The sequence below is a fragment of the Flavobacterium sp. RSSA_27 genome, assembly GCF_051547125.1.
GTDB lineage: Bacteria > Bacteroidota > Bacteroidia > Flavobacteriales > Flavobacteriaceae > Flavobacterium.
In genome coordinates, this window is the sequence record NZ_JBPTTN010000001.1 from 137,033 (window position 1) to 163,365 (window position 26,333).

At 33.5% G+C, this 26,333-nt stretch carries 22 protein-coding genes, 3 tRNA genes and 1 other RNA gene; 12 read left to right on the forward strand and 14 right to left on the reverse strand.

What is annotated here, in order from left to right; genetic code table 11:
* Window positions 1-130 precede the first annotated feature (130 nt).
* Genes ACSVH5_RS00580 through ACSVH5_RS00595 form a run of 4 tightly spaced genes read left to right on the forward strand, consistent with a single transcriptional unit; the run spans window position 131 to window position 3,351 of the window.
* Window positions 131-997, forward strand: a complete 867-nt coding sequence (locus tag ACSVH5_RS00580) for a nucleoside phosphorylase (protein ID WP_438059524.1) — start codon at window positions 131-133, stop codon at window positions 995-997.
* Between the two features lie 12 nt (window positions 998-1,009).
* A complete protein-coding gene (locus tag ACSVH5_RS00585; RefSeq protein WP_438059525.1) occupies window positions 1,010-1,546 on the forward strand; it encodes a GNAT family N-acetyltransferase in 537 nt (178 codons plus the stop codon).
* Entirely contained in the window at window positions 1,547-2,398 is an 852-nt protein-coding gene (locus ACSVH5_RS00590; protein ID WP_438059526.1) for a substrate-binding domain-containing protein, read from the forward strand. It begins immediately after the preceding gene.
* Window positions 2,399-2,418: 20 nt separating this feature from the next.
* Window positions 2,419-3,351: a transglutaminase gene (locus tag ACSVH5_RS00595; RefSeq protein ID WP_438059527.1), complete on the forward strand. Its 933-nt coding sequence runs from the start codon at window positions 2,419-2,421 to the stop codon at window positions 3,349-3,351.
* A gap of 1 nt (window position 3,352) precedes the next feature.
* Here ACSVH5_RS00595 and ACSVH5_RS00600 read toward each other — a convergent pair whose 3' ends face one another.
* The 4 genes from ACSVH5_RS00600 to ACSVH5_RS00615 all read right to left on the reverse strand — a co-directional run bounded on the left by ACSVH5_RS00600 (window position 3,353) and on the right by ACSVH5_RS00615 (window position 4,943).
* The gene (locus tag ACSVH5_RS00600) at window positions 3,353-4,483 is read right to left on the reverse strand and encodes a serine hydrolase (RefSeq protein WP_438059528.1); all 1,131 of its coding nucleotides are present in this window, start codon (window positions 4,481-4,483) and stop codon (window positions 3,353-3,355) included.
* Between the two features lie 214 nt (window positions 4,484-4,697).
* Window positions 4,698-4,771, reverse strand: a tRNA-Arg gene (locus tag ACSVH5_RS00605).
* A 6-nt stretch (window positions 4,772-4,777) separates the two neighbouring features.
* A tRNA-Pro gene (locus ACSVH5_RS00610) sits at window positions 4,778-4,852 on the reverse strand.
* Between the two features lie 7 nt (window positions 4,853-4,859).
* Window positions 4,860-4,943: transfer RNA gene (locus ACSVH5_RS00615), tRNA-Ser, on the reverse strand.
* 239 nt (window positions 4,944-5,182) lie between these two features.
* Here ACSVH5_RS00615 and ACSVH5_RS00620 point away from each other — a divergent pair.
* Together ACSVH5_RS00620 and ACSVH5_RS00625 are read left to right on the forward strand one after the other, a co-directional pair.
* Window positions 5,183-6,361 carry an acetyl-CoA C-acyltransferase gene (locus ACSVH5_RS00620; protein WP_438059529.1) on the forward strand — a complete coding sequence of 393 codons (1,179 nt, stop codon included), beginning with the start codon at window positions 5,183-5,185 and terminating at the stop codon, window positions 6,359-6,361.
* Window positions 6,362-6,427: 66 nt separating this feature from the next.
* On the forward strand, window positions 6,428-7,189 hold the full coding sequence (locus tag ACSVH5_RS00625; RefSeq protein ID WP_438059530.1) for an NlpC/P60 family protein: 762 nt from the start codon (window positions 6,428-6,430) through the stop codon (window positions 7,187-7,189).
* Window positions 7,190-7,255: 66 nt separating this feature from the next.
* Here the strand turns inward: ACSVH5_RS00625 and ACSVH5_RS00630 are convergent, their stop codons facing one another.
* The 3 genes from ACSVH5_RS00630 to ACSVH5_RS00640 all read right to left on the reverse strand — a co-directional run bounded on the left by ACSVH5_RS00630 (window position 7,256) and on the right by ACSVH5_RS00640 (window position 11,765).
* Window positions 7,256-8,320: a tetratricopeptide repeat protein gene (locus ACSVH5_RS00630; RefSeq protein ID WP_438059531.1), complete on the reverse strand. Its 1,065-nt coding sequence runs from the start codon at window positions 8,318-8,320 to the stop codon at window positions 7,256-7,258.
* 272 nt (window positions 8,321-8,592) lie between these two features.
* The gene (locus tag ACSVH5_RS00635) at window positions 8,593-9,633 is read right to left on the reverse strand and encodes a PLP-dependent cysteine synthase family protein (RefSeq protein ID WP_438059532.1); all 1,041 of its coding nucleotides are present in this window, start codon (window positions 9,631-9,633) and stop codon (window positions 8,593-8,595) included.
* A 71-nt stretch (window positions 9,634-9,704) separates the two neighbouring features.
* Window positions 9,705-11,765, reverse strand: coding sequence for a S9 family peptidase (locus ACSVH5_RS00640; RefSeq protein WP_438059961.1), 2,061 nt, complete (start codon window positions 11,763-11,765; stop codon window positions 9,705-9,707).
* Between the two features lie 118 nt (window positions 11,766-11,883).
* Between ACSVH5_RS00640 and ACSVH5_RS00645 the strand changes: the two genes are divergently transcribed.
* Window positions 11,884-12,228 (forward strand): YbaB/EbfC family nucleoid-associated protein, encoded by a 345-nt coding sequence (locus ACSVH5_RS00645; RefSeq protein WP_438059533.1) that lies wholly within the window; start codon window positions 11,884-11,886, stop codon window positions 12,226-12,228.
* Window positions 12,229-12,271: 43 nt separating this feature from the next.
* On the opposite strand, the gene ACSVH5_RS00650 is transcribed toward ACSVH5_RS00645, so the two are convergent.
* Entirely contained in the window at window positions 12,272-13,300 is a 1,029-nt protein-coding gene (locus ACSVH5_RS00650; protein WP_438059534.1) for a threonine aldolase family protein, read from the reverse strand.
* A gap of 89 nt (window positions 13,301-13,389) precedes the next feature.
* On the opposite strand from ACSVH5_RS00650, the gene prfB reads away from it, so the two are divergent.
* The 3 genes from prfB to ACSVH5_RS00665 all read left to right on the forward strand — a co-directional run bounded on the left by prfB (window position 13,390) and on the right by ACSVH5_RS00665 (window position 17,453).
* A protein-coding gene (prfB, locus tag ACSVH5_RS00655; RefSeq protein WP_298297384.1) for a peptide chain release factor 2 occupies window positions 13,390-14,488 on the forward strand; the annotation gives its coding sequence in 2 pieces (ribosomal slippage) (window positions 13,390-13,452 and window positions 13,454-14,488; 1,098 coding nt in all).
* A gap of 174 nt (window positions 14,489-14,662) precedes the next feature.
* The gene (gene lpxD / locus ACSVH5_RS00660) at window positions 14,663-15,661 is read left to right on the forward strand and encodes a UDP-3-O-(3-hydroxymyristoyl)glucosamine N-acyltransferase (protein ID WP_438059535.1); all 999 of its coding nucleotides are present in this window, start codon (window positions 14,663-14,665) and stop codon (window positions 15,659-15,661) included.
* 163 nt (window positions 15,662-15,824) lie between these two features.
* Window positions 15,825-17,453, forward strand: coding sequence for an acyl-CoA carboxylase subunit beta (locus tag ACSVH5_RS00665; RefSeq protein WP_438059536.1), 1,629 nt, complete (start codon window positions 15,825-15,827; stop codon window positions 17,451-17,453).
* A 108-nt stretch (window positions 17,454-17,561) separates the two neighbouring features.
* Here ACSVH5_RS00665 and ACSVH5_RS00670 read toward each other — a convergent pair whose 3' ends face one another.
* Entirely contained in the window at window positions 17,562-17,735 is a 174-nt protein-coding gene (locus tag ACSVH5_RS00670; RefSeq protein ID WP_024981741.1) for a hypothetical protein, read from the reverse strand.
* A 152-nt stretch (window positions 17,736-17,887) separates the two neighbouring features.
* Window positions 17,888-19,090 (reverse strand): NAD(P)-dependent oxidoreductase, encoded by a 1,203-nt coding sequence (locus ACSVH5_RS00675; protein ID WP_438059537.1) that lies wholly within the window; start codon window positions 19,088-19,090, stop codon window positions 17,888-17,890.
* 247 nt (window positions 19,091-19,337) lie between these two features.
* On the opposite strand from ACSVH5_RS00675, the gene ACSVH5_RS00680 reads away from it, so the two are divergent.
* Both ACSVH5_RS00680 and ssrA read left to right on the forward strand, forming a co-directional pair.
* Window positions 19,338-20,540, forward strand: a complete 1,203-nt coding sequence (locus tag ACSVH5_RS00680) for a serine hydrolase domain-containing protein (protein WP_438059538.1) — start codon at window positions 19,338-19,340, stop codon at window positions 20,538-20,540.
* 81 nt (window positions 20,541-20,621) lie between these two features.
* Window positions 20,622-21,018, forward strand: a transfer-messenger RNA (tmRNA) gene (gene ssrA / locus ACSVH5_RS00685).
* Between the two features lie 205 nt (window positions 21,019-21,223).
* Here ssrA and ACSVH5_RS00690 read toward each other — a convergent pair.
* The 4 genes from ACSVH5_RS00690 to ACSVH5_RS00705 all read right to left on the reverse strand — a co-directional run bounded on the left by ACSVH5_RS00690 (window position 21,224) and on the right by ACSVH5_RS00705 (window position 26,235).
* Complete coding sequence (locus ACSVH5_RS00690; protein WP_438059539.1) at window positions 21,224-21,739, reverse strand: DinB family protein; 516 nt, start codon at window positions 21,737-21,739, stop codon at window positions 21,224-21,226.
* Window positions 21,740-21,749: 10 nt separating this feature from the next.
* The gene (locus ACSVH5_RS00695; RefSeq protein ID WP_438059540.1) at window positions 21,750-24,335 is read right to left on the reverse strand and encodes a phosphoenolpyruvate carboxylase; all 2,586 of its coding nucleotides are present in this window, start codon (window positions 24,333-24,335) and stop codon (window positions 21,750-21,752) included.
* 187 nt (window positions 24,336-24,522) lie between these two features.
* Window positions 24,523-25,002, reverse strand: coding sequence for an Lrp/AsnC family transcriptional regulator (locus ACSVH5_RS00700; RefSeq protein WP_438059541.1), 480 nt, complete (start codon window positions 25,000-25,002; stop codon window positions 24,523-24,525).
* A gap of 78 nt (window positions 25,003-25,080) precedes the next feature.
* Window positions 25,081-26,235, reverse strand: coding sequence for a M14 family metallopeptidase (locus ACSVH5_RS00705; protein ID WP_438059542.1), 1,155 nt, complete (start codon window positions 26,233-26,235; stop codon window positions 25,081-25,083).
* Window positions 26,236-26,333 lie beyond the last annotated feature (98 nt).

Consider the following 26,333-nt stretch of genomic DNA (forward strand, 5'->3'; position numbering starts at 1 on the left):
TGCAGCTTTTAGTGTTCAGTTTAACAGATAAAAAACACAAAAGCACGTACTAAAGTTCTCAGAATGCAGCTTTTAGCGCTCAGTTTAACAACATTAAACGATTAAGCCTTAAACAATTTAAACATAGGTTATGATAAAAGATTCCGAATTAATACTCAACCCAGATGGTAGTGTCTATCATCTCAACTTAAAGCCAGAGCAAATTGCAAGCACGATTCTGTTTGTAGGTGATCAAGATCGTGTAGAAAAAATCACTAAGCACTTTGATGCTATAGAGTTTACTGTTCAAAAAAGAGAATTCAAAACCCAAACAGGAACCTACAAAGGCAAGCGAATTAGTGTAATTTCAACTGGAATTGGCCCTGATAATATTGACATAGTTATCAACGAACTCGATGCTTTAGTTAATATCGATTTGAAAACTAGAAAGATAAAAGACACTCTAACCTCATTGCGAATCATCAGAATTGGAACTTCTGGTTCACTGCAAGCCGACATTCCAGTAGATCATTTTGTGATGGCGCAGTACGGACTTGGATTAGACAATATGCTTCGCTCCTATTTGATTGATTCTATTGCTGAAACCCGTTTAGAAAAAGCGTTTATCGAGCATACCAACTGGGATTTCAAAAAAGGAACGCCATATTTTATTAGCTGTTCAAATGAATTAGAACAATTAATTGAAAGTGAGCAAATTCATAAAGGCATTACAGCAACTGCTGGTGGTTTTTATGGACCACAAGGACGTGTGTTGCGATTAGGAATACAAGATCCAGCATTAAATTCCAAAATGGATTCATTTACTTTCGAAGGACATCGCATTACCAATTTAGAAATGGAAACCAGCGCCATTTATGGACTTGGTAAATTATTAGGTCATCATTGTTTGTCTATGAATGCCATTATTGCTAACCGCGCCAACGGAACTTTCAGCCAAGATCCTTATAAAGCTGTAGACGAACTTATTTTATATACCCTGAATAAACTAGCAAAATAATTACAATAAAATATGGATTTACTTCTCGAAACCGACCGATTAATGCTGCGCCCATTTACGCTTGACGATGCCGAAGCTATGTTTATTATGGATTCTAATCCTATTGTTCACAAATATTTATGGAACAAACCCGTTCAAGATATTACAGAAATATATCCAGTAATTGAATCGCTTCAAAAACAATACACAACCAATAAAATTGGCCGCTTTGCTACTTTTTTAAAAAAAGATGGGCAATTCATCGGTTGGACAGGTATTAAGTTCATCAACGATCAAATAGAAAACGGAAATACTAACTTTTACGATTATGGATACCGCTTAGACGAGCGCTTTTGGAACAAGGGCTACGCCACGGAAGCCACAAAATTCTGGTTGGATTATGGTTTTAATCAAATGCAAATACAAGAAATGAATGCTTACACCCACGCTCAAAATGGTGCTTCCAATCATATTTTAAGCAAATGTGGGATGCAATTTGTAGAAGAATATACGGCTGAAGATGGCATCAATTGGAAATGGTGGCAACTATTGAATCCAAATCATAAATAAATGACAACAATACGAATAGCTGGAGTTCCAGAACATTTTAATTTGCCTTGGCATTTGGCCATAGAGAATGGTGATTTTAAAAGTGAAGCTATCGATTTGCAATGGACGGACGTTCCCGAAGGAACGGGTAAAATGTGTCAAATGCTTCGTGATGGAAGTACGGATATTGCTATTATTTTAACCGAAGGTATCGTAAAAGATATTACCGCAGGCAATCCTTCAAAAATAGTTCAAGTCTATGTAGCAACTCCTTTGATTTGGGGGATTCATGTAGCAGCACAATCTAAATATGAGAACTTGGAGCAACTTGAAGGTACGAAAGCTGCCATTTCAAGAATAGGTTCTGGTTCCCAATTAATGGCTTATGTCAATGCTAGTAATCAAAAGTGGGATGTTAATTCCTTATCATTTGAAATTGTAAATACCATTGACGGAGCTGTTACTGCTTTGACAGAAGGCACCGCTGATTATTTTATGTGGGAACGATTCATGACACAACCACTTGTTGACCAAGGAATTTTCAGAAGAATTGCTGATTGTCCTACACCTTGGCCATGCTTTGTTATTGCCGTTCGAGATGAAATTCTAGACCAACACCCTGAATTAATTTCTAAAATACTTGATATAATCAATTGCAAAACATTAATATTCAAAGATTTAAACAATACAACAAAAAAACTAGCAGAACGCTATCATCAAAAAGAAGAAGACCTCGAAAAATGGTTGGATTTAACCGAATGGTCACAAAATCTATTAAGTGAAAATGTGTTAAACAATGTCCAAAATCAATTGTTGGAACTCGGAATTATTGATAAAAAAAGTACATTTGCTGAAATAGTAAAAGTGGTATAATCGTACTCCTTTTTTAAGATATGATAGAACCAAAAAAAATTGATTTAAATAAGCTAAAAACCCAACTTCAAGTCAAGAAACCTTGGGACATTATTATTATATCTTTTTTGAACTTAGTTATCACCTTTCCTATCTTTATCATTATTCATCACAATGTTATTGATTTTAATTGGCCTTTTAATTTAGACCGAATTCTTATTTTTTTGGTGGTTTTTATTGTTCTTCATTTCGTTCTAAACGCTATGAGAACCTTTATGATGATTGCCATTCTTCTTTATTTATTTGTTCTAATTTACGGCAGTATCTTTGGGAATTACGGCTTTAATAGCGTGGTTGAAGATTACAATTCAATGGTCTACACTATGTCTGACAGCCCCTACCCTCAAGACATTATCATTGCCAAACTCCTTCCCTTTCCTAATAAATCTAAAATTTTGAGCGCCATTGAATATGAAAACCCCAAAGTTCGAAATTTCGCTATTATGGCTACAACAAAGCACTTTAGAAACCTAAATGGATATGGCGATTATAGAACCATTATTCAATGTTTTGCAGTTTTCAAAGAAATCAATTCGCGTTGGAATTACGTTCACGATCCCAAAGAAGGTGACTATATTGCCACTGCTACAGAATCTTTGTTGTATTTTTCTGGTGATTGCGATGATCATTCCATTCTTATGGCGGCTTGTGTTAGAGCTATTGGTGGAACCCCAAGATTAATTCACACCAAAGGACACATATATCCAGAAATATTAATTGGCTCCATGGAAAATTTGGAAAAAGTGAATTATTTAATCAAAAACGAATTATTCCCAAGGGAAAGTGCCAACAAACAATTGCATTATCATATCGATGAACGCGGACAAGTATGGATGAATTTGGATTATACAGCTAAATATCCTGGAGGACCTTTCTTGTTTGAGGAAATTTTAGGAGCCTTGACTTTAAATTAGATTATTGTTTGCTTTTTTGATACAATTGTCGACCAAGTTCTGCTAGAAAAGGAAATCCAATCGAATCATATTCGTAAATTCCATCATTAAATATTTTGTTTTTATTGACCAAAATAGTGGCCGATACTAAAAACTCAATGTTGTTTTTCGAATCGACAATATACGCACAATCCGTTAGCGTTCCGTAGGCCTCACCAACTTTGTTGTAAATTTTAATATAATCCGGAATAGGTTCTTTTGTGTCACCAAACATAAAGAACTTACAATACCCATCAAAATACTCTTTTGGATCATATCCTGCATTTCTGGGTAAGTTTTGCATCGAAAACAATATAAATTCTCTGCTTTTTTCTGACAGCTTGAATCGCTCTTTTACCTCAAATGCTTCTGGAAAAACAATTCTTTTTAGTGTATTGTGCAAGGTCTCTAAAGGGTAATAGTTTTTTGCTGAAAAATCAAATGGTTTTTGAATGATTTGCTCACCTTCTAAATACCCTTTCCCTTTTTGAATTCCTTTTAATTTCAAGGGAAGAAATGCTTTCGTTTGAGTAGATGAAAATTTCAAAACTGTACCATCTTCCTTATATAAAGTGATAGGTTGTATTACCCTACTTCCTGAATTTTCCGTCGATAATCGATGTGTTATTCTAAAAGGCGACAAGCCCTTACTTTTCATGCCATTGTTCAAATGGTCAAATCCAATAAATTCAAATAAATGATTACTGGCTTCATTATCACTTACAGCAAACAACTTTGAAATCTCTTCCGAAAATTTCCACTGGTTTACTTCATCTCCAATTGAAAATGTAGAATTTACAGAAGTATGCGAAATAGCATCTAACTTCTCTAAAGCCATAACAGCAATAGGAAATTTGACGGTACTCGCAGGATAGAAATATTGTTTTGCATCTACATTGTATTTATAATCCTTGAATGTAACCGTGCCTTTTTTACTTCTCTCAATCTGAGAATAAATAATTTGCACTTCGAATTCTTCGGAATTTTGCATCACTTGATGAATGACACCATCGTTTACTTTCAAAATTTGTTTCAAAGGATTATTTTGAAAACTACCACAACTAACTAAACCAAATGCAGATAAAAAAAAGAAACTCTGATAAATAATTCTCATAAAGAAAAGATTAATTACTGCAATGTAACAGAAAATAAACAGAACAGCAATTAGATTGTATCAAAATAGAAAAAAAAGGAATATTGTAATTACACATTCAGATAATCCAATCTTTTTGCATAATCCCCAACTTTTAAATTGATCCCAAAATATGACCAAAAATATGACCAAAAAACAAAAAAGCCTTACAATCAATTGATTATAAGGCTTTTTGTGAACGCAGAAGGATTCGAACCTTCGACCGCCTGCTTAGAAGGCAGGTGCTCTATCCAGCTGAGCTATGCGTCCATTGTGTCGGGGTGGCAGGATTCGAACCTGCGACCTCCTGCTCCCAAAGCAGGCGCGATAACCGGGCTACGCTACACCCCGAAAATTGCGGAGAGACAGGGACTCGAACCCTGGCGACGGTTACCCGTCGACAGATTAGCAATCTGCTCCATTACCGCTCTGGCACCTCTCCTTAACAAGAAAACCATCTTGTTTTGCGGTTGCAAACTTAAGCCAACTTTAGGATTCTCACAACTATTTTAATGCTTTTTTTTAAATAAAATACACAAAAAACCAAAAAGACTTCACAATCAAACAAATAGACTTATAAATACCAAAACCCAATTCACAAAATGCATATTATTTCATTAAAATATGGAATAGCAGCAAAAATGATTAAATTTGCTACATAAATCAACTTATTTTTACATTATGAACAAGAAAGTAGTTATAGTTTCTGCCGTAAGAACACCAATTGGGAGTTTTATGGGGGGATTATCAAATATCACTGCACCAAAACTTGGTGCTGTAGCCATAAAAGGTGCTTTAGAAAAAATTCAACTTGACCCTAAATTAGTCGATGAAGTATACATGGGAAATGTGGTTCAAGCTGGAGTTGGACAAGCTCCTGCTAGACAAGCAGCGCTGTATGCAGGTTTATCTACCGAAGTAGCTTGTACAACAGTAAACAAAGTTTGCGCTTCAGGAATGAAAGCCGTTATGCTTGCTTCTCAAGCTATTCAATGTGGAGATGCTGAAATTGTAGTAGCTGGAGGAATGGAAAACATGAGTTTAATTCCACATTACATGAACCTACGTACAGGAACCAAATTTGGACCAAATACGATGGTTGATGGTATGCAAAAAGACGGGCTTACAGATGCTTACGACAACAATGCCATGGGAGTCAGTGCAGACTTGTGTGCTAAAGAGTATAACATTACACGTGAAGAACAAGACGGGTTTGCCATACAATCGTATAAAAGATCAGCTGATGCTTGGAGTTCAGGAAAATTTGATAATGAAGTAGTTCCTGTTTCTGTACCTCAAAGAAAAGGGGAACCGATACTTATTTCAAAAGACGAAGAGTTTACCAATGTAAATTTGGACAAGATACCAGCTTTAAACCCTGCTTTTACAAAAGAAGGAACTGTAACTGCAGCCAACGCTTCTACTATTAATGATGGTGCAGCAGCATTATTACTTATGAGTGAAGAAAAGGCTTTGGCTTTAGGTTTAACTCCATTAGCTTATGTTAAAAGTTATGCCGATGCTGCACAGGAACCAAAATGGTTTACCACTAGCCCAGCAAAAGCTTTACCAAAAGCACTCTCAAAAGCCGGTATCACTATAGAAGATGTTGATTATTTTGAATTCAATGAAGCATTTTCTGTTGTTGGTTTAGCCAATTCAAAAATTTTAGGTTTAGACAATTCGAAAGTAAATATTAATGGAGGCGCTGTATCACTAGGACATCCCCTAGGTTGCTCAGGTGCTAGAATTATTGTTACTTTATTAAATGTTTTACAACAAAACAATGGTAAAATTGGAGCAGCTGCAATATGTAATGGCGGCGGTGGTGCTTCAGCAATTGTTATCGAAAAAATTTAGAAACACAAAGTGGAATTGAGGTTAAAAGCATTACCCTTTTAACCTCAATTTTTAAATCGAAAATTAATGTTTGGAATCTGTAATTTAGCCATCATACCTCTTCGCTTTGAACCTAGTGATAGAAGTGAAATTGTCTCACAAGTACTTTTTGGAGAGCATTTTGAAATCATTGAGCGTCACCATCAATGGGCCAAAATAAAACTTCAATTTGACCAATATGAAGGTTGGGTTGATAGCAAGCAATATCAATTGCTTACAGAACAAAATTTCAAACTACTTTCAGACGAAAGTATAATTTTAAATGCTGACCTAATAGAATACATTACCGGACCTAACAATCTATTAATTCCAATCCCATTGGGTGCTAGTTTATCTTTTTTAAATCATAATGAAATAAATACAGACCTTTTTAGTTTTGAAGGCACAAAAACAAGTGGGATTAAAAGCAAAGAAAGTCTAATAAAAACAGCGTATATGTATTTGAATGCACCTTACTTATGGGGAGGAAAAACGCCGTTTGGAATCGATTGTTCTGGTTTTACTCAAATGGTATATAAGCTTAATGGGTACAAACTCAAAAGAGATGCTTCACAACAAGCATTACAAGGAGAAGCCCTTAGTTTTATTGAAGAAAGCGAAACAGGTGACTTGGCCTTTTTTGATAATGAAGAAGGGAAAATTATTCATGTTGGAATTATAATGGCAGACAATTACATTATTCATGCTAGCGGAAAAGTCAGGATTGACCGTCTTGATCACCTAGGGATTTACAATACAGAAACCCAAAAACACACCCATAAATTAAGAGTTATTAAAAAAATAATTTAATGTAATTCCTAAAAAAAAGTTGCTCAATGAGCAACTTTTTTTTTAAAACCTAAAATAAATTAACCTCTAGCCTTTAGCCTTCAATGCTTCATATTTATCAGTCAAGTCTAGTGAACGATACAATGTAAGAAGTAGTTTTGAAACATCTTTATTATTAGGCTCTAATTTCAAAGCTTTTTCAAGATATTCAACTGCGACTTTAACTTCTTCATCTTTTTTGATTTTCAACTCGTCATACTTTTTCATTTCTGCAGGAGTAGTGCCGAGCAAGGCCATTTTATCAGCTAACTCTTTTTTCTTATCCAATTTAATATAGGCTAAATCAATATACCCCTCAATGTCATTTGGATTAACATTGATTATCTCTTTATAATTACTCTCAGCACTTGCAACATCTCCCTTTTCAGAATAGATATAAGCAATTTGTTTTAAAATTTCAATCTTTTTTGATTTTGCCTTTACATTTCTTGGTTTTTCGTGAGAACCTTGTTTAACACCCAAATCACGGTTAGAGGCTGAACTAAAAAGTTCTTCTTGACTGGTTTTTTTGTTTGTAGCATAATATTCCATTCCATTTCCAGCATACTTTAACTTTTTTAATGTTTCATAATTTTTTAATGCTAAATCATACTGTTTAGCATTAAAGTAATTAATGGCTGAATTATACAGATTAACGGTATCTTTTTTATCCATTTCGTATAAATAATACATTTTTACCGCTGCGTCTGAGAATTTTTGTGCATTATTATCATCAATTGCACTTCGCTCTAAATTACTCTTTAATTCTTTAATTAATTCTCTTGCTTGAACAGCATACTTCAAATTTCCAGAATCAACTTCTAATAAGATCAATTCATTGTAGCAAGCAACTGCTTGTGATAAATTTTTTGGTGTTTCAATTTTTTTATTAGCTAAAGCTGTATACGTTTTACCTTTAAGAAAATAATAATCCGATTTATCTTCATCTTTGGCATTGGTGATTAAATACTCGATATCATTCAAAATGGTTAATGTTTCTTGAACATTCCCTTTGTTTAATTCTGCCTGAGCAGTCTTAATTTGCTCTTTTTGAGCCATAAGCGAAAACGTAGCGCTATACACAAATAGCGCACTAAAGTACAATTTCTTCATAGCAGGTTTTTTTGGTAAGATTAGGTTTAATAATTATAAAAGAATGATTCTTTAAAAATTTGTTAATATAAAGCATTTATTAATGTGTCCAAAATAGAATAATATTTTGATTTTACAAATAGTTTTACCAAAAAAAAAGTTAAAATATATTTATATAGAAAAACATAAACTAATTATTGATTTATCAAACAATCAACACATCTTATTAAAAAATTATAAAAAAAAAAACCATTTAATTCAATAAATGGCTTTTTTTAACAATACTAACACTTTTATTTTATGAACTCAATTTTTTGTTCTTCTTCTTCATTTACGCTATCAAAAAAACCTTGGTCATTCATCCAATCATCACTAAATACTTTGCTCATATAGCGGGATCCGTGATCTGGAAAAATTGCAATTACATTACTATCCTTATCAAACTCGCCATCTTCTGCATATTGTTTTATCGCCTGCATTACAGCACCTGAAGTATATCCTACAAAAAGCCCTTCTTTTCTAGCTAATTCTCTAGTTGCATGAGCACTTTCTTCATCGGTTACTTTAATAAATTTATCAATAACATCAAAATCAGTTGCTGTTGGAATTAAATTTTTTCCTAAACCTTCAATACGATAAGGATAAATTTCACTACTATCAAATTCCTTAGTTTCATGGTATTTCTTTAAAACGGAACCAAAAGCATCCACACCTAAAATCTTAATTTCCGGATTTTGCTCTTTCAAATACTTTGCCGTACCCGAAATAGTCCCCCCAGTACCACTGCAAGCAACAAGATGCGTGATTTTTCCATTGGTTTGTTTCCAAATTTCCGGGCCTGTAGAGGCGTAATGTGCATCTATATTTAATTGATTAAAATACTGATTGATGTAAATTGAGCCTTTGGTTTCTTCATGTAATCTTTTAGCAACACTGTAATAAGAACGCTCATCATCAGCTGAAACATGAGCTGGACAAACATAAACTTTGGCACCTAAACTCCTAAGCATATCAATTTTATCTTTAGAAGATTTGGAACTCACAGCAAGAATACAATTGTAGCCTTTGATAATACTAACCATTGCTAAACTAAATCCAGTATTACCTGAAGTAGTTTCAATAATTGTATCTCCTGGTGATAGAATGCCTTTTCGTTCAGCTTCTTCGATTATGTATAATGCAATTCTATCTTTTGAAGAATGGCCTGGATTAAAAGCTTCTACCTTAGCGTAAAAATTACCATCAAATTCCTGAGTAACTTTATTTAGCTTAATAAGTGGAGTATTACCTATTAACTCTAAAACATTATTATAAGCGTTTATTTCTTCTTTCATAAAAAAATAGTTAATCTAGTAGATGTACAAAACCTTCTAGATAAGTTGCAAACTTAGCAATTTTTTTTGAATTACTTTTTAATTTTCTCCAAATCTAATAAAAAGCTAAACTCTCTGGCTAATTCTTTTAATGCTTCAAATCGACCTGAAGCGCCACCGTGACCAGCGTCCATATTAGTCACTAAGTACAAAACTGTATCGTCATTTTTCATTGTTCTTAATTTAGCTACCCATTTTGCTGGCTCCCAGTACTGTACCTGCGAATCATGAAGCCCTGTTGAAACAAACAAATTAGGATACTTTTGTTTTGTAACATTATCATATGGAGAATAAGATAACATATAATCATAGTACTTTTTGTCGTTTGGATTTCCCCATTCGTCGTATTCTCCCGTTGTAAGCGGAATACTATCGTCTAACATTGTTGTTACTACATCAACAAAGGGAACTTGAGCAATTACTCCGTTATATAACTCAGGAGCCATATTTACTACTGCTCCCATGAGCAAACCACCTGCTGAACCTCCTTCAGCATACAAATGCTCTGGAGAGGTATATTTTTGTTGGATAACAAATTTTGAACAATCAATAAAATCAGTAAAAGTGTTTTTCTTTTTTAGTAGTTTCCCGTCTTCATACCATTTTCTTCCTAAATCCTCACCTCCACGTATATGAGCTATAGCATAAACAAATCCTCTATCCAACAATGTTAATCTTGTAGAAGAAAAATAAGGTTCCATGGTATTTCCATACGAACCGTAAGCATACAGCAACAATGGGTTTTTACCATCTTTCTTAACAGACTTATGATATACCATCGAAATTGGCACTTTTGTACCATCCGCAGCCGTTGCCCAAACACGTTCTTCTATGTAGTTATTTTTATCAAACTTGCCGCCCAATACCTGTTGTTCTTTTAATACTTCTTTGGTTTTGGTTGCCATATTAAAATCGATAACCGAAGAAGGCGTTGCCATTGATTGGTATCCATATCTAAGAATATCCGTATCAAAATCAACATTTGTGGTAGTATAAGCACTGTAGGTTTCGTTATCAAAAGGCAAATAATAATCTCCTTTTCCGCTCCAAGGCATGATACGAATATGATTTAAACCATTAGAACGTTCCTCGACTACTAAATAATTTTTAAATATTTCGATACCTTCCAATAAAACATCTTTTCTATGTGGAATCAAGTCTTTCCAATTTTCTTTTGAAGTAGCATTTTCAGGCGTTTTCATCAATTTAAAATTGGTTGCTTTGTCCTTATTGGTCAAAACATAGAAAGCATCTCCATAATGAGAAATGCTATACTCCAAACCACGAACTCTTGGTTGGAATACTTTGAATTCTCCTTCAGGTTGGTCTGCATTCAAAATTCTGTACTCACTCGTTAGCGTACTTCCTGAACCAATTACAATATATTTTCTTGATTTTTCTTTACTCACATAAACATTAAAAGTATCGTCTTTTTCGTCAAAAACCAATACGTCACTTTTAGCATCCGTACCTAATTTGTGTCTAAAAACCTTGTCTGCTCTTAAAGTAACTTTATCTTGTTGGGTATAAAAAATAGTCGCATTATCATTGGCCCAAACAGACCCTCCAGTAACGTTTTCTATTTTATCTGAAAGAATCTCGCCTGTTTCTAAATTCTTGATTTGAATAGTATAAATTCTTCTTCCTTTAGTATCTACTCCAAAGGATGCATATTTATTATCAGGACTGATACTCATCCCTCCCAACTGAAAATAGGATTTTCCTCTAGCCAATTCATTACAGTTAAAAAGAATTTCTTCAGCAGCATTTAAACTACCCTTTTTTCTAGCATAAATAGGGTAATCTTGCCCTTTTTCGTAACGTGTTATATAAAAATATCCGTTGTAAAAATAGGGAACCGACTGGTCATCTTCTTTGATTCGAGCTTTCATTTCTTCAAAAAGCTCTTTTTGAAATTCCTTAGTATCTGCTGTTTTAGCATTGTAATACTCATTCTCTTGATTTAAGTAAGTTATAACTTCAGGATTCTCTCTTTCGTTTAGCCAGAAGTAATTATCAATACGGGTATGATTATGTTTTACTAGAGTTTTAGGAATAATTTTAGCTATAGGTGCTTGTATGTTTTCAGCCATTTTTTGTGCTTTTGCCTTAGAAATTGTTAGCACAAAAATAACACAAAGCAATCCCAAACGAATGATTTTTTTCATTATTTTTTCTATTGATTATCAATCAGCAATATAGTAATTTTGCATGTATAATTTTAAAAAAAACAAAATGGATTTAATGGGAATGATGGGAAAACTAAAAGAAACCCAACAAAAAATAGAGGACACAAAAAAAAGATTGAACACCGTTTTGATTGATGAACAGAGCTCAGATGGTTTATTAAAAATTACTATCACCGCTAATACCGCTGTAAAATCTATACATATAGCAGATGAATTACTAGAAGACAAAGAACAACTCGAAGATTATTTGATTTTAGTACTCAATAAAGCCATTGCAAGAGCTAATCAAGTAAACCAAACAGAACTTGATGCCGTTGCAAAAATGGATATGCCGATGATTCCAGGTATGGATAATTTATTCAAATAAGAACACAAAAAAAGGATTTATAAAACTATAAATCCTTTTTTTTTTATACTACAAACAAACGCTGTAAGGTTTCTATTACGTAAGAATGCATTACTTCTCGGTAATCCAAATGTGTTACAATTCTAAGTTTTCCTTTTCCAAGTGAACTAATGGCTATGTTCTTTTGACGTAATTTTTCAATTAAAAGTGCATCGCTCAAACTTGGAATCACCTTAAAAATCAAGATATTCGTCTCAACAGGTTCTACTGATTCTACCCATGGAAGTCTGCTCAGTAGCAGTCCTAGTTCTTTGGCTCTGCGATGGTCTTCTGTCAATCGCATGATATTGTTTTCTAAAGCATAGATTCCTGCTGCCGCTAAATATCCTACTTGACGCATTCCTCCTCCTAAAATTTTACGCACTCGCAAAGCTCTATGTATGGTTTCTTTATCGGCCAACAAAACCGATCCAATTGGTGCTCCTAATCCTTTGGATAAACAAACTGAAATGGTATCAAACAACTTTCCATACTCCTTAGGATTTTGTCTTTTGGCTACCAAAGCATTCCAAATTCTGGCACCATCCAAATGAAACTTTAAATTATTGCTATCGCAAACTTGCTTTATTTGCTGTAAGGTTTCGAGGTCATAACAAGCACCACCTCCTTTATTTGTTGTATTTTCTACACACACCAAACTTGTTTTCGGACTGTGATAAAATTCAGGGTCGTTGATAGCTTCTGCAACTTGATTGGCTGTTATCATTCCTCGATTTCCGTCTAATAAACAACAAGAAACGCCGCTATTAAACGAAACTCCACCGCCTTCATAATTATAAACATGAGCATATTTATCAGCAATCAACTGCTCACCAGGTTGTGTGTGTAATTTTATTGCCGTTTGATTCGCCATAGTACCTGAAGGAAAAAACAAACCTGCCTCCATGCCAAACATTGCGGCTACACGTGCTTCTAATTCAATTACTGTAGGATCTTGTTTGTAAACATCGTCACCAACAACTGCTCTAAACATATATTGCAACATTTCTGGAGAAGGTTTGGTCACAGTATCACTCACTAAATTAATTTCCATAAGTAGTATTTATATCAGCCACAGCAAGCCCTTAGCTTGTGCTGTGGTATTTTTTTTATATTTTTGCAAAACAAAATTAATAATAATTTATGACAACTACCGAACAAATTAAAGGTATTGTGGAGCGCCTTGGTGCGTTGAGGAGGTATCTTTGACGTTGATGCTAAACTCATTGAAATTACCAACGAAGAAGAAAAAACTTTTGCTCCTGACTTTTGGAATAATGCAAAAGAAGCAGAAATCATTGTAAAAAACTTACGAAATAAAAAGAAGTGGATTGAAGATTATGACAAAGCGGCTTCTCTTACTGAGGAATTGCAGCTTGCTTATGATTTTTATAAAGAAGGTGAACTAAGTATTGAAGAACTCGATGAACAATACACTTTAGCTGAAAATCACATTGAAGCTATCGAATTCAAAAATATGCTTTCGGATGAAGGAGATACCCTAAGTGCTGTTTTGCAAATCACTGCAGGGGCCGGTGGAACCGAAAGTTGTGATTGGGCTGAAATGTTGATGCGTATGTACATCATGTGGGGCGAGAAATACGGTTACAAAATTAAAGAACTGAATTTCCAAAAGGGCGAATCGGCTGGAATTAAAACCGTTACTCTAGAATTTGAAGGCGATTATTCATTTGGTTACTTAAAAGGAGAAAATGGTGTACATCGTTTGGTTCGCATCTCCCCTTTTGATAGTAATGCCAAAAGACATACTTCTTTTGCGTCGGTATATGTTTATCCTCTCGCAGATGACACTATTCAAATTGAGATTAACCCTGCTGATATTTCATGGGAAACCATGCGTTCCAGTGGTGCTGGAGGACAGAATGTAAACAAAGTGGAGACCGCAGTACGTTTGCGCCACCACCCAACTGGAATTATCATCGAAAATTCAGAAACACGCTCTCAATTAGATAACAAAACCAAAGCCATGCAATTGTTGAAATCGCAATTGTACGAAATTGAATTAAAAAAGAAGCAAGCGCTTAGAGATGAAATCGAAGCTAAAAAAATGAAAATTGAATGGGGTTCGCAAATCAGAAACTATGTGATGCATCCCTATAAATTGGTTAAAGATGTTCGCACTGGCCATGAAACAAGCGATGTTGACAGTGTTATGAACGGCAATATTGACCCTTTTTTAAAAGCCTTTCTGATGATGATGGGACAAAAAGAAGAAGAATAATTCTTCGTTACAATCATAAAACGACTACTTTTAGAGGTAGTCGTTTTTTTATGCCTTTTCATACAAAAGCGTAATTTTTCACAACATCCCTTTCTAATACGTTAAAAAAATAGGTATCGAGGCTGCAATTTACTTTATTTGGAAAATAAAATCATAAAATACACTTCTCATTTAATGAAAACCTATTCCATTCAAGAAATTAATAATGTTCTAAAAGGCACACTAATTGGCACATTATCACAAAACATTACTTCGCCAGAACAATTAGACCTAGCCTCAGAAAATCAAATTTCTTTTATAGGTAATAAAAAATACGAAAAGTATTGGAGCACCTCAAATGCAAGTGCCGCTATTGTAAATGAAGATATCAGCATTGAACCTGGCACAAACAAAGCGTTCATAAAAGTGAAAAATGCCGAATTGGCAATGTCCCAATTGTTGGCTCTTTTTGCTCCACCGCCTCCACAATTTGATTTTGATGTACACCCAACAGCCACCATAGATGATAGTGTAATTATTGGTGAAGGCACCAAAATTGGTGCTGGCTGCTATGTAGGACCAAATGTAATTATTGGTAAAAATGTAACTATTTATCCCAATGTAACACTTTTAGATTTTTCAAGTATAGGAAACAACAGCACAATTTGGTCAGGTGTTGTTGTGAGAGAACGATGCCACATTGGCAATGATTGTATCTTACATCCCAACGCAACGATAGGTGCAGACGGCTTTGGATTTAGTTTTTGCCACGAAAAAGGATTAGTTAAGATTCCTCAAATTGGGAATGTTGTGATTGGTAATAATGTAGAAATTGGCGCCAATTCTTGTGTAGACAGAGGCAAATTTAGTTCAACTGTTGTTGGCGATGGATGTAAAATAGACAATTTAGTTCAAATTGGGCATAATAGTAAATTGGGGCGTTTTTGCATAATGGCTGGTCATAGTGGTCTTGCTGGCTCTGTAACTTTAGAAGACGGAGTTGTCATTGGCGGAAGTGCCTCTATCAAGGACCACACTACAATTGGTGCTGGTGCTACTGTGGGTGCAGGCTCTGGAGTAACTTGCGATGTACCCGCAGGTAAAGTTGTATTAGGCTATCCTGCAATTGCAGCTAAAGACACCCTAAGACAATGGGCTTTATTAAAACGATTAGTCAACGACACTAGGAAATAGACTCTATTTTGAGTAATTCATAAAAAAGCAGATTTAATTTTCTGCTTTTTTGCGTTATACACAAAAAAAGTATTTATTTTCTATCCAAATCACCTATGTCTTATACTATATTTCAATCCTTTTCGTAAATTAGCTTTCTTAAAAAAAACCAGCCACTACCATTATGGATTTAACTTTTAACCAAAACGAAGACCACAATAAGCTACTGTTGTCGCAATTGAAGCATAAATTTGCCAAAATCAAATTAGGAGGAGGTGAAAAAAGAATTGAAAAACTCCACTCCGAAGGCAAAATGACCGCCAGAGAACGTATTGATTATTTATTTGATTCCTCAAAACAAAGCATCGAAATAGGCGCATTTGTTGGAGAAGGAATGTACGCAGAACACGGAGGCTGCCCTTCAGGAGGAGTTGTAATTAAAATTGGATACATACAAGGCAAGCAATGTATAGTTGTAGCCAACGATGCTACAGTTAAAGCTGGTGCCTGGTTTCCGATAACTGGTAAAAAAAATCTAAGAGCGCAAGAAATCGCGATGGAGAACCGACTTCCTATCATTTATTTAGTGGATAGCGCGGGTGTTTATTTACCTCTTCAAGATGAAATTTTTCCAGACAAAGAGCATTTTGGACGTATTTTTAGAAACAATGCACAAATGAGTAGTATGGGCATCACACAAATTGCTGCAGTAATGGGAAGTTGTGTTGCAGGTGGCGCCTATTTACCGATAATGAGTGACGAAGCATTGATTGTTGACAAAACCGGCAGTATCTTTCTTGCAGGTAGTTATTTGGTCAAAGCTGCCATTGGTGAAAATATAGACAATGAAACATTGGGAGGAGCGACAACACATTGTGAAATTTCTGGAGTTACTGATTATAAAGCCAAAGATGACAAAGACGCTCTAGATAAAATCAAAAATATAGTTGGTAAAATTGGTGATTACGAAAAAGCTGGATTCAACCGTATTAAAGCGCAGCAACCTGCTTTGGACGAAAAAGAGATTTACGGAATTTTACCTAAAGCTCGAAACGAACAATACGATATGCTTGAAATTATTAAGCGATTAGTTGATAATTCTGAATTTGAAGCTTACAAAGAGGGTTACGGACAAACCATCCTAACTGGGTATGCAAGAATTGATGGCTGGGCAGTAGGCATTGTAGCCAATCAACGTAAAGTTGTCAAAAGTAAAAAGGGAGAAATGCAATTTGGCGGCGTTATTTACTCTGATTCAGCAGACAAAGCAACCCGATTCATAGCGAATTGCAACCAAAAGAAAATCCCATTGGTTTTCATTCAAGACGTTACAGGATTTATGGTTGGGTCAAAATCCGAACATGGTGGTATCATAAAAGATGGAGCCAAAATGGTTAACGCGGTATCCAATTCTGTAGTACCAAAATTCACTGTGATTGTTGGTAATTCTTATGGAGCAGGAAACTATGCGATGTGTGGGAAAGCCTATGACCCTAGACTTATTTTTGCATGGCCAAGTGCAGAATTAGCTGTTATGGGTGGAACGCAAGCTGCAAAAGTATTGGCTCAAATTGAAGCCTCTTCCTTGAAAGCAAAAGGAGAAGTCGTAGATACTGAAAAAGAAGTTGAATTATTTGAAAAGATAAAGGCCAAATATGACGAACAAGTTTCTCCTTATTATGCTGCATCACGATTATGGACTGATGCAATCATTGACCCTTTAGATACCCGAACTTGGATTTCAATGGGAATTGAAGCTGCTAACCATTCCCCTATTGAGAAAAAATTCAATTTAGGTGTCATTCAAGTTTAAGAAATTCAACTTTTAAAAACATTCTCTTTTTGGAATGTTTTTTTTTAGGAAACACATAAAATAAAAAAAAGGACTCAATTGAGTCCTTTTTTTATAGAGATAATTAGATTAGACTAATTCTTCTTCTTGCTTCTGTTTTGCTTTTTTCTCTTTATATGCTTCCCAAGAGGCACCTCCTACCCAGTAGGAAATAAAACCAACTAAGAAAAACATTAACCAAAATCCCATGGTTAGGATGGTCAAGAAAAGTAAGAAGCCTAAATACTGTGAAAATTCAAACATGTTTTCCGGAATTTTTGAATGTTGCGACAAATATAGTTGGAATATTTTTTTAAACCAATTAAATCCTTAAAAACTCCGTGATATTTTTAGAAGTTAATTAAAGGTACTTCCTAATCCATTTCAATTGAAACACTTGATAGTTTTAGAAAGCTTTATTTCCCATCAACATAATCTTGTAAATACTTGAATCGGTCCGTTAATTCCCCATTTTGTGTCATTTTAGCACGCTCCAAAATACCCTCAGCATCTTTATTAAAAAAAGCAGGAATCACATGCTTAGTAAACATTTCTCCAAAACCTTCACTTGCGTCCTTAGGCAATTCGCAAGGCAAATTATCAACAGCCATAACTACAATCGCTGCTGGATGAAAAACATCTACCTCTTTGTGTTCACTAGGTAAATAGCCATAAATAGGTTCCTCGATAGTGGAAGCTCTCAAAGTACAGGCAATTGGACCATTAATATCACACGAAACATCAGCAACAATTTTAATTTTGTTTTCAGTTTGCTGCAACATTTTTTGAGTTAAAATAGCTGGCGCCCCATTTCCATGAAAATGACCCGAGATATAAATATCTGCTACTTTAGTAAAACGCTCAAAATCGGATTCGTATTCTTGTGGATGAGTATAAAAATCTGCATTATCGCGTTTCTCACCATCAATTCTTTTATTATAATCTAAAACATCAATCTGGGTAAAAACAGCTTGCGTGTATTTTTTGCTAAGAAAATTTTCAATAGAAACTTCTTTTATTTTCATCTCGGTCAAAATTTCTTTAACCCCATTCCCTACTTTCCCTGTTCCTGTAACCACAATTTTAATAGGTGGTATTATTTGTCGTCTTACTTGTTGTACTAATGCTTCTTTTCCGTTAAGAGTGGCTGCTTTTGGTATTTTAAACAATTCAAATTTAATTCCAAAAGATCTAATTGCATTATAGGCCCCTACAATACCTGCATAACGACCAAATCCTATCAAACGTTTATTATTTCTATCTACAATTGTTTCGTGGTCATACAATTCAATGTTTTTATCCAAAATAGCTTGCAACAGTTTTCTATTGTAAGATTGTTTTTTGATAGTATGAGAAAAAAAGAAATATTTTTTATTGGGAATCAAAGCCGCTACTGGAACTTCTTTTACACCAAATAACACTTCGCAATCCGTCAAGTCTTCGGACACTTCAATACCCAATCTTTGATATTCATCATCCGAGAACACCCGAATATCCGATGGTTCTACTTTGAAAGTTACAGCCGGAAATTGCTTCTGAATAGCGATGATCTCGTTAGGAGAAAAAACAACTCTTTTGTCTGGTGGGTTTTTTCTTTCTTTTATAATTCCAAATTTCATTTTTATTCAATTTAAATATGTTGTTAATCTAACTTAAATTTAGTAATTTGTTACAAATATAACAATATTAACTAAAAACAAGTTGTTAGAGGCTATTATTATCAAAACGATACAGCATTAATTATTGAAGACCAATAAACTAAGCTATTGATTTGATTTGAAGAAATGGAAAAGAATGATATTTTAGTAAAAACTAGAAACAAAAAGCAATTGATTCTATATATTTGTTTTTTTCAATTTTCATACAATGACACTCATAAAAAAAGCAAATATAGCACAAATACTAGCCCTTTCATTGGCAATTAGTTCGTGTACCAAAGAAATAAAAAAGGTTGAATTAACCGACGCGCAATTACCCAAAAATGTACTTCCCATTGTAAAACCAGCAAGCGAAGAAAACACGCCATTAACAGCTGATTACATTGCAGCAAAAAAAGCCAAAATTGAAACATTTTATAATAAAAACTGGCCAAATAATTCTATGAATGGTAGCTTTTTAGTAGCCCAAAATGGTCAAATCCTTTTTGAAAAATACAATGGCTTAGCAAATTTCAGAGACAAAGATTCTATAACAAGTAACACTCCTATCCACTTAGCATCTGTTAGTAAAGTGCTGACAGCGACTATCATATTAAAATTAGTCAATGCGAAGCGCTTGGATTTGGATCAAAAAGTCACTACACTATTAAAGAATTTTCCTTACCCCGAAGTTACTGTACGAATGCTACTGAATCATCGATCAGGAATACGTAATTATTCCTATTTCACGGATCGTAAAGCCAATACTTGGGACCGACATAAAACCTTGACTAATCAAGATGTATTGAATATTATGACAACACATGATCTTGGATTAGAATACAAAACAGGAACTCGTTTTCAGTATTGTAATACCAATTATGCAATGTTGGCATTAATTGTTGAAAAAGTGACGCAACTTTCATTTAAAGAGGCTATGCACAAAATGGTATTTGAACCATTAGGGATGAAACACTCGTTTGTATTTGATATAAAAACCGATAAAAAAAACATAGCTCCTTCATACAAAGGAAATAAAGTTGAAATCGGCATTGACTATCTAGATGCTGTATATGGAGATAAGAATATTTTTTCTACGCCAAGAGATATGTTGAAATTTGATTTGGCCAGAAATTCAGGAAAATTTGTTGAACCTGCATTATGGGCACAAGTTTTCAAACCCTATAGCAACGAACGCAAAGGAACCAAAAATTATGGTCTTGGTATTCGCATGCTAAATTGGGAGACAGGTCAAAACTTTTATTTTCACAATGGATGGTGGCATGGATATACATCCTCCTATATTACATTACCAAAGGAAAAAGTAATGATTATCGCTTTATCTAATAAAATGACACGAAATACCTATGCCGTTAGAAAACTAGCTAAACTATTTGGCGATTATCCATTTAAATTGGAAGATGAAGAATAAAAAATAAAAATTAATCGGTATAGTTTTTGTGAAATCAATTTTCATAATAACAAAAAAAACTATATTTGCAGTCCAATACATGGGGTCGACTGGTTTTGACAGCAAGTCGAATTGAAAAGTAAGCACGTCGAGCATTGAGACCTTGCTCGTAAATATAAGATCTCACACTTTTACACGGCGAAAATAACTACGCTTTAGCTGCATAATCCGAATTATAGTACGATTACGCCACGTTCCTACAAGGTAGGAAAGCTGGATTCTCCTTGAAAGCCTTGGTTTGTGGCGGTCAGTACAGGGGAACCGTAAAAATAAACCTAGATTACTATGAGCTTCGGGTGGTAATCGAAACTAAGAAGATAAGTTACATGTGGCGGTTTCTGGCCTAGCATGTGATCGAAAACCCAAGCAGAAACTAAGCGTGTAGAAAGCCTTTTAGTTGCTTGTTTGGACCCGAGTTCGACTCTCGGCGACTCCACCAATTACCAAAAAACACACCTTAACCACTTGATATACAAGTTATTAAGGTGTGTTTATCTTTTAAGTTATATTATTTTTTGTAGTATCAACCAATACAAAACATTGTAAATCTTGAGTTTTTATGTTTTTTTTATAAAATGATTTTATTTGTCCTTTAAATTCATCACATTCAAAAAAAACAAGAATTACATTTGGTTTTGAATAATTTATAAATAACGCTCTTCAAAAACTTTTTGATGGTGTTTTTGATGTCCAATAATAATAAAACCAATGGCGCGAACAGAAATGTTGTTCTCTGAAGCTATACCCATCCTAGTCAATTGTTCATCAGTAAAACTTTTGAATAACAACAAAGTGGCGTGTCTAACTGCCGATAATTCAGTAAGTAATTCCTGCAAACCTCTTTTATTTGCCTCAGTGTTATTTACATAATCATTTTCATCAAAACCTGGTAAAGGCGTTTTATCATTTCTCGAAATTCGCAAGGCACGATAACTAAAAATTCTTTCTGAATCAATAATATGCTGAATAATTTCTTTAATCGTCCACTTCCCTTCTGCGTAACGATAATCAAATTTATCCATGGGAATATTTTGAACAAATCGAATAAAATCATGCAATGAAATTTCTAATTCTTCTATTAATTCAACATTCATCGCAGCATTAATATATGAAGCATGAAATTTTGAATATTCATTAACTGGTAACTGATTTGAATTCATAACTATTAAATTAAGCTGAGTTTCTACTTGCGTTTGTATTTCCGAAAAGAGATCTCGTTACTATTTTTTCATAAACTTTAATAAGTTCATCATTAGGTTGAGACTCTTTGTTTAATTCGTTAATTCTTAATAAAGCATATTGCTGTATTGTTAAGAGCGGCAATACTATACGTTCTCTCATATCGATAGAAGCTTTTCCATCCGGATAATTTTCCATCAAATCTTTATGACCTGCAATTTTCAAAAGCAACCTTTTGGTTTCTAAAAATTCGTCATAAATGATTTGCCAGAATTCTCCAAATTCAGGATCTTTTCGCATGTATGCAGTTAATGGAAAAAATGATTTAGCCAAAGACATCATGCTGTTTTCTAAAAGCGTTTTAACAAACAAAGAGTTTTTATATAGATTTTGAACTTTATCCCATTCGTTATTGTCTTCAAAATATTTTAAAGCTGTACCTACACCAAAAAAACCAGGAACATTTTGTTTTAATTGACTCCAAGAACCTACAAAAGGTATCGCTCTCAAATCGCTAAACTCTAATTGTTCTGAAGAATTTCTTTTAGAAGGACGACTACCAATATTAGTTTTTGCATAATATTTTAAAGTACTCATTTGCTCCAAATAGGGAATAAACTTTGGATGATTTTTAAAATCAAGATACTTTTTATATCCCAATTCAGACAATTTATCCAAAATTACTTTATCCTCTTTGGATAACTTATTTTTAGTAGTATTAAAAACTTGATTGGTAACTCCAGCACTTAATAAATTCTCAAGATTATAACGACATGAATCTAAGGTTCCAAAATTTGAACTAATCGTTTGCCCTTGAATCGTAATTTGTATTTCTTTATTTTCAATTTCATTCCCCAATGAAGCATAAAATTTATGGGTTTTCCCACCACCTCTTGCTGGTGGCCCACCCCTTCCGTCAAAAAAGATTGCTTTAATGCCGTATTTCCTTGACATTTCTGTTAAGGCTTCTTTGGCTTTATAAATACTCCAATTAGCCATCAAATACCCACCATCTTTGGTTCCGTCGGAAAAACCAAGCATTATTGTTTGTTTGTTTCCTCTACTTTTCAAATGTTTCGAATACGAAGGATTGGTATAAAGTTTTTCCATTATCTCATGAGCATGTTGTAAATCATCGACAGATTCAAAAAGTGGAATAATATCAACGCTTGCTTCATTCCAATTGCTCAATTTTATTAACGCAAAAGTTTCTAACACATTTAATGCACTTTCATTATTACTAATTATGTAACGATTGGCTCCAAACTCCCCGTTATTTTGCTGTATTGTTTTTATAGCTTGAATCGATTCTAAGGTTTGTCTTGTAATCACATTATCAAAAGCATTAGGATCTAAATTACCTTCCACTTCTGCTAAAATGTCAAATTTTTCATTTTCAGTTAAACTAAAATAATTTTCAGGAAAAACAGTAGCATTTAACTTTAAATAATACGCCACAACATCCTTAAATACAGCGTCATGTATTTTACTATTTTGTCTAATATCTAAAGTTGCAAAATGAAATCCAAACAAGTTCACTCTTATTAATAAAGCTTCTAAATCATCTAAATATAAGGATTGATGTTGCTCAATAATAATGGTTTTAATTCTATTAATTTGTTCTTTGAATTCTTCTAAGGTGATGAAAATTGCACCTTTTGAATAAAAAACAGAACGATACAATTTTTGTTCTAATTCAGAAATCAAAACATCCACTCCAGAAAAGGTTAATTTTCTTTTCAACTTTCGAATTTCAAAATAATAACATTTCAGAATAGAGGTTCTTAATCTTTCCGCTACTTTTAAAGTGATTTCGGTTGTTACAAATGGATTTCCATCACGATCTCCACCCGGCCAAAAACCTAATTTGAATAACGGATTTTGAATTGTTGTGCCTTCAAAAACATTTTTTTCTAGATAATGCACCATTTCTCCGGAAGTATCGTAAAAAACATTTTCTAAATACCAGATCAAACTAATAGCCTCATCGTAAGGGTTGGGTTTTTCATTTTGAATAAAGGGTGTTTTACCCAATTGAGCCAATAATTGCTTGATTTCTAATAAATTATTTTTTCGAATAGCGGCTGTTAAATCATTAATAATTCCCAACACTGGACCTGGATAAAACTGAGTGGGATGTGCCGTTAAAACAGTTCGGACATTAAAATTTTCTAGAAAAGCAACCAATTCATTTTGTTTGTTTTTTGCTTCAGCTTTTTCTTTAATATCTCTTAAAGAACCTCTACCTTCCATATTGTTTACTGTTGAAAAAGCGGCATCTTCAATGGCGTCAAACAGAACAATCTGTCTTTCTATATATTGTATAAAACGAAACATTAAATCAATGGTTTCTCTTTCATTAGTTTGATTTAAATATTTTGAAGCAAAAAAACTAACGATTTCTTTAGGAGTTTCCTGTTTTTTAAATCCTTTTTCGCAAACATCAGTAAATAAAGGCAGCAAGACACCGGTGTTATCAACAGAATCGAAGGGTAATGTTATAAAAACGCTATTATAGATGTGGTATTTTGAGAGTACATCTCTGTTGAATCGCTCTATTTTTGGTAAGGTATACATAAATAATAATAATTATTGTGGTTTAATGGAAAGTACTATATGGAATAGAAAAAAATATAACATCAAAAAAGCTTAAAGTACCAGATGTAACAATACTTGCGCTAGTTTAGCATTTACAAACAAAAATTCATAAAAAAACCCCAAGAATACTTGAGGTTATATTTATAAAATATAGCAATCAAGTACATTACATATCTTTAAAGATAGTATGCATCAAACGCTTTTTATCGTTGATACTTTCTTCTAAAGAAATCATTGTTTCAGTTCTGTATACACCATCGATATCATCAATCATGAAAATTACATCCTTGGCATGTTTCGTATCTTTAGCTCTAATTTTACAAAAGATATTGAATTTACCAGTAGTCACCGAAGCAACTGTTACAAATGGAATTTCATTTATACGTTCCAAAACAAATTTTGTTTGAGACGTGTTATTCAAGAATACACCCACATAAGCTATAAAAGAATAACCCAGTTTGTCATAATCTAAAACTAAAGAAGATCCCATAATGATTCCTGCATCTTCCATTTTCTTTACTCTAACATGAACTGTACCAGCAGAAATTAATAATTTTTTTGCGATATCGGTAAAAGGAACTCTTGTGTTGTCAATCAACATATCTAAAATCTGATGATCTACTTCATCCAAACGAAATTTACTCATAATTCTTTAATTAATATTACTGTTTTTAAGCAAAAATATGTACAAATATAAGAAAAAATCAATGATTTGATAAAATATTTAAACATTAATCATTCCATTAACAAAAATAACCTCATTATCTAATGAAAAATTAGCTATTTCATTGATTTTAGGAAAAGTAACTTGATGATTACTATATAATGCTCCATGTGCATCATACTCGTAATGCCCAAAATTTGAATCTAAATTATCTATTGCGGCGATGTAAGCAATAAATTTTACATTACCATCAATCAATTCTTCCTTATATTGTAGTGCAAAATTCGTAATTTTTTCATTACCATCATAATTTATTTTGATATTTTTATATATAAAATCATAAAAAACCACTTTATTTTGAGGAATATTCAAATATTGATTGATTTTGTTATCAACTACATCGTTTTCGAAAAGTGTTGAAAAACTTGCTAGAAAAGAAAAGAATATATATTTCCTTGTTTCTTCTCTTTGATAATCATTTGCAAAATGGCCTGCTTCAAATAATATTGTGGGTACCCCTAAAAACTGAAAAGTATCACCAATACAATTAATGTTAAAAGAATCATCAAAGCGTCCCACTTGACCTGGAATATAATTTTGTAAAACTTTATTACAATTGGCAATTACCTTTATTGCCTTTAATCGGGTCTCATTTATATCTCGTGCTTCATTATAAGATGGCGCTAAAAAAGAAACTGTTGCTGGTTTTCCAGTATCCGCTACTCCAAAAATTGTTCTTTGATCGTGTAAATTAAAGCAGTAATCTGGTTGAAAAATTTCAAAAACACCTCTTAATGCCATGCTTTCAGGTTGAGTTAAATTTTGTGAATCACGATTCAAGTCTACTTTATTTGCGTTTTCACGGGTATACAATTCCGCTCCATCAGGATTCAAAATTGGAATTGCCAAAAATGTAAAAGCTTCCAAAAACAAATGTGCCAATTCATTTTCACTATTCAAAAAATTAATAAAATCTAGCAGCGCTTTTGTAGTAGTACTTTCGTTTCCATGCATTTGGGACCAAAGCAAAACTTTTGTTTTTCCATAACCAATTTGATAAGAGAATATAGGTTTTTGTAAAACCGAAAGTCCGACTTGTTGGAGTTGATTATTGGTATTGTGTTTTTCCAAAAGTGGCAAAATCATCTCTAAAGTAAGATACCTACCTTGTATGGATTGTTCCTTATAGTGAAGGAATAATTCTAAAGCTTCCATAGTAATTGTTTTATATCACAAAAGTAAACATCTTTAAAGTTACAATTGCAATTAAATAATGTTGCTTTTGAGTCCGATTCAGCTTTAAAAATTAATAA